We start from the raw sequence: 6,443 nt of genomic DNA on the forward strand, positions 1-6,443 counted from the left end.
AAGGAAGCGCCCATGCTCCGTAACTCCCTTCGCCTCACTGCCCTGTGCGCCGGCTTGCTGCTCGGTGCCAACGCCATGGGCTTGTCCCTCGGCAGCCTGTCCCAGGGCGACGCCACCGGCGGCCTCAAGGATGCACTGACCCAAGGCGCACAGATTGCCGTGAAACAACTGGGTGTGCCCGGTGGTTTCAGCAACAACCCCGAAGTGAAGATCGGCCTGCCGGGCAAGTTGGGCAAAGTCGCTGACAAGTTGAAAATGTTCGGCATGGGTGACCAGGTCACGCAACTTGAAACCAGCATGAACAAGGCGGCCGAGTCTGCTGTCACCCAGGCCCAGCCGATCCTGGTAAACGCGGTGAAAAACATGAGTGTGACCGATGCCAAGGGCATCCTCACCGGCGGCCAGGACTCGGCCACCCAGTACCTGAACAAAAGCAGCCGTGACGAGATCCGGGCCAAGTTCCTGCCGATCGTCAAGGCCGCTACCGACAAGGTCGGCGTGGCCCAGCAGTACAACGCGCTCGCCGGCAAGGCCGCCACCTTTGGCGCCATTGATGCCAAGAGCGCCAATGTCGAAAGCTACGTGACCGAACAGGCGCTGGACGGGCTGTTCAAGATGATCGCCCAGCAGGAAGAAACCATTCGCAAGAACCCGGCGGCGGCTGCCACCAGCTTGGCCAAGAAGGTGTTCGGCGCGCTGTAGACCATACCCGGCAACTAAAAACGCCCTGAACTATTCAGGGCGTTTTTTTTAATAGCGGCACTTGCAAGGCAAATCACTACCCACGGCATTGCCGTTGCTGCTGTTGGTGGTGTTGTTTTCGGTTTTGATATTAATGTTGATCTCGGGCTGGCCATTGCCATTGGACCGACCGAAATTCGGCCCTATTCCAAATACAGCCCCCAACAGGTGCAGTGGTGAAACCAGTACTGGAAAAATCATACACACTCCTCGATATCTATGGTCAAAAGCCCCCTCTGAGTGGCAAGGCAGCCCGAGTGGTTCCCGGGCTGCCTCGAGTCAGCGGCTATCGATGGATCGGAAAGAGTGCCGATGACCTCTGGTAGGGTTGGTGGGCCTCATGCACCGGCGCCTGGTGATACGGCTTGGGCCGCGCAGGCAGGACAGGCCCCGTTGGCCGGGAGTGATGGCCGTGGTTGAAACCGGGCCGTCCATGGCCGGGCTTGTGCGGTCGCGCTGTATCAGCTTCTTTATTGGAACCAGGCAACAGATTGCCCAGCAGTGACCCCAGGAAAGCACCTTTGAAAGCTGCCAGGGCAGACAAAATAAACATATGACACTCCATGAACTCATTGTTGTTCATCGGGACCGCAGGCTTGCGGCCCCGACAACGACGTCTGTCAATCAGACAATTCTGAGTGGAGCACCACGGGCAAACGTTCCGTCGCCCAGGGTCGCAGTTTGCGTCTATGTGTGAATGACCAGAGGCATTTCCTTACAGGACACCCCTGCCACTCGAAGCCTTACACCGCCTCCTTGCGGACCCGAAACCACGCCGCATACAGCGCGGGCAGGAACAACAGGGTCAATGCCGTCGCAACAATCAAGCCGCCCATGATCGCCACGGCCATCGGCCCGAAGAACACGCTGCGGGACAGCGGGATCATCGCCAGTACGGCCGCCAGCGCCGTCAGCACAATCGGCCGGAAGCGCCGCACGGTCGCCTCGATAATCGCCTGCCAGGGAGCCAGGCCGGCCTTGATGTCCTGCTCGATCTGGTCCACCAGGATCACCGAGTTACGCATGATCATCCCCGACAGCGCGATGGTCCCCAGCATCGCCACGAACCCAAAGGGCTGGCGGAATACCAGCAGGAACAGTGTCACCCCGATCAGGCCCAAGGGCGCCGTGAGAAACACCATCGCGGTGCGGGAGAAGCTGCGCAATTGCAGCATCAGCAAGGTCAGCACCACCACGATAAACAGCGGCACACCGGCCTTGACCGAGTTCTGCCCACGGGCGGAATCCTCGACCGTGCCGCCAACTTCCAGCAGGTAGCCGTCCGGCAGTTCAGCGCGCACGCCTTCGAGGGTCGGCAGGATCTGCTGCACCAGGGTGGCCGGTTGTTCCTTGCCGTAGATATCGGCGCGAACGGTCACGGTCGGCAGGCGATTACGGTGCCAGATGATGCCTTCCTCAAAGCCGTATTCCAGGGTCGCGATCTGCGACAGCGCCACGCTCTTGCCGTTGTCGGTCGGCACCGCCAGGCTTGGCAGCAGCGACAGCTCGGTGCGCTCATGCACCGTGCCGCGCAGCAGGATTTCGATCAACTCGTTGTCCTCGCGGTACTGGCTGACGCTGGAGCCCGTGAGGGAACTCTGGAGGAATTTCGACAGGTTGGCGGTGCTCACGCCGAGGGCACGGGCGCGGTCCTGGTCAACGTTGAGGTAGACGATCTTGCTCGGTTCTTCCCAGTCCAGGTGCACGTTGACCACGTGGGTATTTTCGCGAACCTTGGCCGCCACTTTCCGCGCCAGGGCCCGGACTTCTTCGATGTGCTCGCCCGTTACCCGGAACTGCACGGGGTAGCCAACCGGCGGGCCGTTTTCAAGCCGCGTAACCCGCGAACGCAGGTCCGGGAATTGTTCGTTGAGGGTTTCGATCAGCCAGGTGCGCAAGCTTTCGCGCTCCTCGATGGTCTTGGCCAACACCACAAACTGGGCAAAGCTGGCGGCCGGCAGTTGCTGGTCCAGCGGCAGGTAGAAACGTGGCGAACCGGTACCGACGTAGGCCACATAATTTTCAATACCTGCATGTTCCTTGAGCAAGGCTTCAAGGCGTTTGACCTGGTCAGCCGTATTGCTCAGGGACGCGCCTTCAGCCAGTTTCAGGTCGACCATCAGTTCCAGTCGCCCGGAAGCCGGGAAGAACTGCTGGGGCACAAAGCGGAACAGCGCCACCGAGCCGATAAACAGCAGCAAGGTCAGGACGATCACCGTCTTGCGCCGACGCACGCACCATTCCACCAGGCGTCTTACGCGCTGATAGAAGGGTGTGCCGTAGGGATCCGGCCCATCGGTGCCATGCTTGGCCGCATGAATCTTCGCCAGGTCCGGCAGGAGTTTTTCCCCCAGGTACGGCACGAACATCACGGCGGCGACCCACGAGGCCAGCAGCGCAATGGTCACCACCTGGAAGATCGAGCGGGTGTATTCACCGGTGCTCGATTGCGCCGTGGCAATCGGCAGGAAACCCGCGGCCGTGATCAGGGTGCCGGTGAGCATCGGGAAGGCTGTGCTGGTCCAGGCGAAACTGGCGGCCTTGAGCCGGTCGTACCCTTGCTCCATTTTGATCGCCATCATTTCCACGGCGATGATCGCATCGTCCACCAGCAAGCCCAGCGCCAGCACCAGCGCGCCGAGGGAGATTTTGTGCAGGCCGATGCCGAGGTAATACATGGTGGCAAACGTCATGGCCAACACCAGCGGAATCGCCAGGGCGACCACCATGCCGGTGCGCACGCCCAGAGAGAAAAAGCTCACCAGCAACACAATCGCCAGGGCCTCGGCGAGCACCTGGACGAATTCGCCGACACTGGTTTTTACCGCTGCCGGCTGGTCCGACACCTTGCGCAGTTCCATACCGGCAGGAAGGTTCTTCTGCAGGCGTGCGAATTCGCCTTCCAGGGCCTTGCCCAGCACCAGGATGTCGCCACCATCACGCATGGCCACGGCCAACCCGATGGCGTCGGCGCCCATGTAGCGCATGCGCGGTGCCGGTGGATCGTTGAAGCCACGATGAATCTCGGCCACGTCACCGATACGGAACGTACGATCACCGACGCGGATCGGGAAGTCGCGAATCTCCTTAACGGTCTTGAAGTTGCCGGACACCCTTAACTGCACGCGCTCGCTCGGGGTTTCAAAGAAGCCGGCGGTGGACACCGCATTCTGTTCCTGCAACGCCTGCTGCACGGCCGCCAGCGGCAGGCCGAGGGTGGCGAGCTTGAGGTTGGACAGCTCGATCCAGATCTTCTCGTCCTGCAAGCCCAGCAGTTCGACCTTGCCGACATCCGGCACCCGTTGCAGCTGAATCTGGATGCGGTCGGCGTAGTCCTTGAGCACGGCGTAGTCAAAGCCATCGCCGGTCAGGGCGTAGATATTGCCGAAGGTGGTGCCGAATTCATCGTTGAAAAACGGGCCCTGGATATCCGGTGGCAGGGTCTGGCGAATATCGCTGATTTTCTTGCGCACCTGGTACCAGAGGTCCGGGATCTCTGCGGAGTGCATCGAGTCCCGGGCCATGAAGGTGACCTGGGATTCACCGGGTCGCGAGAAGGAGACGATGCGCTCGTAGTCGCCGGTCTCCATCAATTTCTTTTCAATACGCTCGGTGACCTGGCGCGACACTTCCTGGGCCGTGGCGCCTGGCCAGTTGGTCTTGATCACCATGGCCTTGAAGGTAAACGGCGGGTCTTCGCTTTGTCCCAACTTGGTGTAGGACAAGGTGCCGACCACTGCCAGCAGGATCATCAGGAACAGTACGATCTGGCGATTACGCAACGCCCATTCGGAAAGATTGAAACCCATCGGGGACTACTCCTTGGCCGCCAGACTTACCACTCGATTGGCGCGATCCACCGGGCGCACTTGCTGGCCCTCATGGAGTACATGCACACCGGCGGCGATCACCCAATCAGTGGGGTTCAAGCCTTCCAGCACCGGCACGGTTTTCTCGCCAAAGGCGCCGATCCGCACCGGTGTGCGCTTGAGGGTATTGTCGGGCTGCACCACCCAGACGTAGGACGCGCCGTTCTCCGCGCTCAGGGCAGACAGCGGCACCGCCAGGGGAATCACCCCGTCAGCCTGGATGAAGACGCGAGCGCTCTGCCCCAGTTCCGCAGGCACTTTGCCGCCGGTAAACGCGACGCGGGCGGCGAAGGTTCGCGACTTTGGATCGGCAGCCGGCGACAGTTCGCGGATGCGGCCGTTGAAGCGTTGGTCGGGCTGGCTCCACAGTTCCACGGACACCGGCTGGCCAATCTTGAAACGCCCGAAGCTTTGCTCCGGCAGGCTGATCAACACCTCCCGCTCGCCATCGGTGGCCAGGGTGAATACGGTCTGGCCGGCCGACACCACCTGGCCGACTTCCACTGCACGCTTGGCGACCACGCCATCCTGGGGTGCGCGCAACACGGCGTAACCGGCCTGGTTATTGGCCACGTCGAATTCGGCCTTGATCTGCTTGAGGCGTGCTTCACCGGAGCGGTAGAGGTTTTCGGAGTTGTCGTACTGGGAGCGGCTGACCATCTGACGGTCCATCAGGGTCTTGTAGCGGTCACGCTCGGCGCGCACCAGGCTCAGGTTGGCGTCGGCAGCGGCGACCTGGGCGCGGGTGGCTTCCAGTTGCAGGCGTACGTCCTGAGGGTCGAGTTCGGCCAGGGGCTGGTTGGCCTTGACGCGCTCGCCCTCCTCCACCAGTCGTCGGCTGACTTTGCCGCCAATGCGAAAGGCCAGGTCGGGTTCATAGCGGGCACGCACCTCGCCCGGGTAGCTGTCGGAAGCCTGCGCCGAAGGCTCTGGCTGAACCACCATGGCCGGGCGGACGGTGGTTTGCGCCGCTTCTTCATGGCCACAGGCAGCCAACAGGAATAACAAGCTGGCAGGCAACGCGAGTGGCAGGAAATAGCTGCGCATGCTGAAGGACCTTTCGCTAATGGTGCTAGGAATAATTATACTGGCCAGTATGTTATTAATACCAAACTCACCAGTCCAGTAATAAAGTGAAAATGTCCGACAATCCTGTGAACACCAATAGCCCCGGGCGTCCCAAGGACATGGCAAAACGCCAGGCGATTCTTGATGCGGCGAAGATCCTGTTTTTGAGTAATGGATATGCCAGTACCAGCATGGATGCCGTGGCAGTGGAGGCCGGGGTGTCGAAGCTGACGGTGTACAGCCATTTCACCGACAAGGAGACGCTGTTCTCGGCGGCGGTGGTTGCCAAGTGCGAAGAGCAGTTACCGGTGATGTATTTCGAGCTGCCCGAGGGTATGCCGGTGGAGAAGGTGCTGCTCAATATCGCCCGCGGGTTTCATGTGCTGATCAATAGCGAGGAGTCGGTGAACCTGCATCGGTTGATGATGACTTCGGGGAGTCAGGATCCGAAGTTGTCGCAGATCTTTTTCGAGGCTGGGCCGATGCGTATGTTGCAGGGGATGGAGCGGCTGCTCGGTAAGATCGACCAGAGTGGCGCATTGCGTATTGCCAAGCCGTTCACCGCGGCGGAGCATTTTTTTTGCTTGCTCAAGGGGACGGCGAATTTTTGTTTGTTGTATGGGTGTGGGGGGCAACTGAGCGCTGAGGCGGCCGAGGAGCATGTGCAGGAAGTGGTTGGGTTGTTCATGCGGGCTTATCGGGCTTTTTGAACTGGGTACATATCCGTTTTTTGGGTCAGGGCCGCTTATGGTTCCGCTCTTACAG

Annotated in this window: 5 protein-coding genes; 2 read left to right on the plus strand and 3 right to left on the minus strand. The window is 60.7% G+C overall.

The window, feature by feature from the left end:
* Positions 1–12 precede the first annotated feature (12 nt).
* The gene (locus tag HX821_RS27745; protein ID WP_177036991.1) at positions 13–702 is read left to right on the plus strand and encodes a DUF4197 domain-containing protein; all 690 of its coding nucleotides are present in this window, start codon (positions 13–15) and stop codon (positions 700–702) included.
* A 48-nt stretch (positions 703–750) separates the two neighbouring features.
* On the opposite strand, the gene HX821_RS27750 is transcribed toward HX821_RS27745, so the two are convergent.
* From HX821_RS27750 to HX821_RS27760, 3 genes are all read right to left on the minus strand, one after another.
* Entirely contained in the window at positions 751–942 is a 192-nt protein-coding gene (locus tag HX821_RS27750; protein ID WP_177036993.1) for a hypothetical protein, read from the minus strand.
* Positions 943–1,484: 542 nt separating this feature from the next.
* On the minus strand, positions 1,485–4,550 hold the full coding sequence (locus HX821_RS27755; protein ID WP_134325827.1) for an efflux RND transporter permease subunit: 3,066 nt from the start codon (positions 4,548–4,550) through the stop codon (positions 1,485–1,487).
* 6 nt (positions 4,551–4,556) lie between these two features.
* Positions 4,557–5,657: an efflux RND transporter periplasmic adaptor subunit gene (locus tag HX821_RS27760; protein ID WP_003219359.1), complete on the minus strand. Its 1,101-nt coding sequence runs from the start codon at positions 5,655–5,657 to the stop codon at positions 4,557–4,559.
* A gap of 92 nt (positions 5,658–5,749) precedes the next feature.
* Here HX821_RS27760 and HX821_RS27765 point away from each other — a divergent pair, with 92 nt between their 5' ends.
* A complete protein-coding gene (locus HX821_RS27765; RefSeq protein ID WP_003219360.1) occupies positions 5,750–6,388 on the plus strand; it encodes a TetR/AcrR family transcriptional regulator in 639 nt (212 codons plus the stop codon).
* Positions 6,389–6,443: the final 55 nt, after the last annotated feature.

The organism is Pseudomonas sp. B6001 (assembly GCF_013386015.1).
In the GTDB taxonomy this organism is placed as follows: domain Bacteria; phylum Pseudomonadota; class Gammaproteobacteria; order Pseudomonadales; family Pseudomonadaceae; genus Aquipseudomonas.

Bases quoted from the DNA above. Each gene is read 5' to 3' on its own strand.
- HX821_RS27745 (WP_177036991.1), top strand. From the start codon at position 13: ATGCTCCGTAACTCCCTTCGCCTCACTGCCCTGTGCGCCGGCTTGCTG.
- HX821_RS27750 (WP_177036993.1), bottom strand. From the start codon at position 942: ATGATTTTTCCAGTACTGGTTTCACCACTGCACCTGTTGGGGGCTGTA.
- HX821_RS27760 (WP_003219359.1), bottom strand. From the start codon at position 5,657: ATGCGCAGCTATTTCCTGCCACTCGCGTTGCCTGCCAGCTTGTTATTC.
- HX821_RS27755 (WP_134325827.1), bottom strand. From the start codon at position 4,550: ATGGGTTTCAATCTTTCCGAATGGGCGTTGCGTAATCGCCAGATCGTA.
- HX821_RS27765 (WP_003219360.1), top strand. From the start codon at position 5,750: ATGTCCGACAATCCTGTGAACACCAATAGCCCCGGGCGTCCCAAGGAC.